This is a genomic window from Nostoc sp. UIC 10607 (assembly GCF_047228265.1).
Lineage (GTDB): Bacteria > Cyanobacteriota > Cyanobacteriia > Cyanobacteriales > Nostocaceae > Nostoc > Nostoc foliaceum_A.
The window spans coordinates 1-3,477 of sequence record NZ_JBIQNW010000150.1 but is presented as its reverse complement, the minus strand read 5'-3'; the positions used below and the strand labels follow the sequence as shown (position 1 = coordinate 3,477).

The following is a 3,477-nucleotide window of genomic DNA, read 5'->3' as shown; positions in this document are numbered from 1 at the left end:
TGATTTTTGCGATGGCTGCGCCCGCCGAAGGCATCGCTTGTTTTTTACCGGATCTGACAAAACCGCATTGCTCCCGTCATTATTTAGCACGCTTACAGACGCTCCTAACGTCGCTACCGCTTCGCTATCGCAAAACATTATGTTATTCCAAATCAGTAGATATGCTTAAACACTCAATTCGCTTATTACTTCATTATTTAAAGTATAGGGAAATACCAGTGTTTAACTGATTCATCCCGCATTTATGCAACGCCTAATTTTTAAATGTTTGAGAAGTTGAATAATATCAAAATACACAAACCTACTCTTTCTTCTCCTCTCCCCCCGCCAAATTACTCAAACTCCTACTAGTGACATCTGCACTCAATCCCCAAAGTATCAATTCCAAATAATTAGAAAAGGGGTCAGCACCAAAAGTCATCCCCTTTTCTACATATAAAGCGCGTATCCCTACTAACGATAATCCTATTAACAACGTTAAAGATAACAGGGGCCGCACAATCCAAAGTGTTGTTTCTGCTCGCAACTCATTAGATACTCCTGCGATCGCTATCAAAAGTTGGCGCAACCACGCAAACCTGTCTGATTTAGTTTTCTGCCCAGCAGCAGCCAATATAGCCGCAGCCGCTTCATTTGCAGCTGCTGTCAAACTAGGATCGGGTTGTTGATCTGCTCCCATCATGACTTTGCTGAGTTGGAGAAGACTCTCCTGTATTTGTTGCAGCAATTCTTTAGCTTTATCATCGTTCTCAAATTTAATCCAGTTTCGAGCTTCACTAATTTTGGCTAATAGCCCGTTTTCACCACCCACATCAGGGTCTTGTTCCATACCTTTTAACTGCTGTTCGATTTTTCGGAGGCTAGTCAAGCAGTTAAGACGCTCTTTTATCTTGACTAAATCTGCGTTCACTGTTTCTAAATCCATCTGAGAAACAGAATTCCTAATTTTGTTGACCATCGGACTTAGGATTTCTTGGTCTTGTTGGTCAACTTGAGCAATCATGTTCTCTACTTCGTAGACTTTCGCCAAAGCATCCGATTGGGGAATCCCCTTCTCTTGCATATATTTGAACAATCTGCCTAAAACGATACCCACCAATAAAACAAAAATTGGCATCGCTGGGCCAGTACGCATACTTAAATCCACTGGAATCGACAGTCTCCCCTCTCGACCTTCCATTGTCAAGTAGACTGTCCCCGTATATTGGTCGGGGGGAATTTGCGATCGCTCCCACTTTAAAGGCAAGCTAATAATTTTATTAGCAGCTAAAGTTTGGGGACTTAGCGGGGGTTCTACCTCGGTTTTGGTAATTTGATAGTTAGTTTGTTTCCCTTGTAAAATTACTTCACCACTGGTAAGAAACACAGTTGCTTGATTGGAGTTATCTAAATAAATTAACCGTTGATTTTGGAAAGCGCTGGCGGGGAGTAATAGATGAGCTAAACCACAGTCCCAACTGCATTGGACTAATTGCAACTGAACTTGTTCTGAATCTTTTACAGGTACTAATGCAGGTCTAGCTTTTGCTTTCACTGTTAAAGGAATCACCAAAGCCTCAGATCGCTTTTGACTAGGTAAAAGTATTTCAATCTGTCCTTGATAAGTTCCTGGTAACTTTACACCACTCAGCTTCACCTGAAAATCTTTTGGTAAACCCGCTTCTAGCTTGCGTTCCCCGATTAACTCTACCTGCTGACGACCAATTACCTCATCTCCTTCGGTTCGCTTCAAATCTGAGGGTAGGAATGTCCAAGCAGTGATATTCCCTCCAGAAGTTGTTAACCGGATGTTGCTAATTAAGGCATTCTCTTCCCCCAACCAACCTTTAACTTCTAACGGCTTGTCTTTGGCATCAACTTCAATTTTGACGTTAGTTTGAGCAACAGCAGGAGCAGGGCAAATGAGTAAAATCAGGAGTGCAGCAGTAATCCAGCGTTTCATGAGTAGATCAAGCAGTTAATTATGGGCGAGCGCACGAGCTAAAGCAATCTCATAAGGAGCATACAATGAATACACTAAACCCAAAGGATTGAGGTTTTGCTGAAGCATTTCTCGACGCACTGTCAGCATAGCTTGTCCTAAAGGTTCTCCGCGAAATACTCGCTTCAGCAGAGTAATGGCATAGAGTTCTGCAAATAATTCTGGTACAGGGCATTCCGTACCAATTACGCCACTAGCACCGGCCGAGCGAAAGTCATCAATTAAGCTGATGTAACTCTCCGGCCCATAATCCCCAGTAGCGCAGCCGTTGAGTAAAACTAAAGGACGATGCTGCCAGTTTACCTCGCAGGCTTCAAGAAAATTACTGGAAATTTTGTCATCGCTCAGTTGCAAGTAAGGCAGATTTTCGATTTCATCTATACCGCCGTGACAATAAAAGTACACAATATCTAAATCAGAACTGTAAGTTGCCCAAATATTCTCCAGTTCCATGATTTCTTCAGCTACTAGCATTTTCACGTAACCAAGTTGTTCAATTTTAGGCAGGTGGTTCTTCCAAAACCTAAAATCCCGCCAGACGTTGAAATTGATATACAAAGGTTGATTATTGGCAATTTGCCATACAAGGCTAGGCGTTTGAGAAAGTTCGCCACTTGTCCAAGCTGGTAGTTGCTCTATGGCATAGCGATAGCCCCAAAAAGCATGGGGACAAACAACTTTATAATTATCTTTAAAAGGGCAATCAGTACAGTCTATGTCATGATTGAGAAATTCTTCGCAGACATGAACTTCCTTACTGGTCATGACCTTACGCTCATACAGTAACGCCCAAGGGATTGTTGTCTTTCCCAATCCTAAAATTGGGTTAATCGGGTTGACTTGGATGACACTATCGGGTTTTAAGGCGGCGCGTAATTTTTCGCCACTGTCTTCACCTAACGTTCGACCTTTGTTTTCGGGGAGTAATGAGCGATATAAATATCGTCCAGCATCAGCTAATTGAGGTAGCCAAGTATTTAGCAGCTTCATATCACCTTGGGTTTTAAACTGATAACCCTCTTTTGTCGCCGCCATTGAGTGCAATTTTTGCCGGACTCTGGCGCTCGCATTTCCTAACCCAGATTGTAAATTAGTACTATAAGATACTAGTTCTTGATTACCCTGTGTCCTGTCCAGAAAACGTAGGTCAGTGCTACCATCTCGTGTATCAATCTGTACATCTACAGTTAAGAATCGCTCAGGCAGCAGTGCTAGCTTTTCATGAGTCAACAAGTCGATGGTAGTAAAGGTAATGCTAGCGGTTTGAGGTGGGCGCAGTGACTCTGGGATTTCTGCCCCGGCTACGGGGATGATGAGGACTGCAAGTTGCTTTGACTGAAGCAGATATCCGCGATATAACAAGTCCACCTGAATGTAGCCTCGACCTTCAAATAAGTTAGGTTTAGCGGTGAACTGTACACCCGGATTTCTCACAAAGCCTGAAAAAAGAAGAGTCAAAAACTGCCAAAATGACTAATATACCTGAATTCCAGCAG

2 protein-coding genes are annotated in these 3,477 nt (G+C 42.7%); both read right to left on the bottom strand.

Going from position 1 to position 3,477, the window contains the following annotated elements; genetic code table 11:
- Window positions 1-301: 301 nt before the first annotated feature.
- The gene (locus ACEYW6_RS35845; protein WP_412983553.1) at window positions 302-1,942 is read right to left on the bottom strand and encodes a hypothetical protein; all 1,641 of its coding nucleotides are present in this window, start codon (window positions 1,940-1,942) and stop codon (window positions 302-304) included.
- Between the two features lie 15 nt (window positions 1,943-1,957).
- Window positions 1,958-3,415, bottom strand: a complete 1,458-nt coding sequence (locus ACEYW6_RS35840; RefSeq protein WP_412983552.1) for a CHAT domain-containing protein — start codon at window positions 3,413-3,415, stop codon at window positions 1,958-1,960.
- Between the last annotated feature and the right edge of the window lie 62 nt (window positions 3,416-3,477).

Excerpts from the sequence above, each read along its gene's own strand:
- ACEYW6_RS35845 (WP_412983553.1), bottom strand. The coding sequence starts at position 1,942 with ATGAAACGCTGGATTACTGCTGCACTCCTGATTTTACTCATTTGCCCT.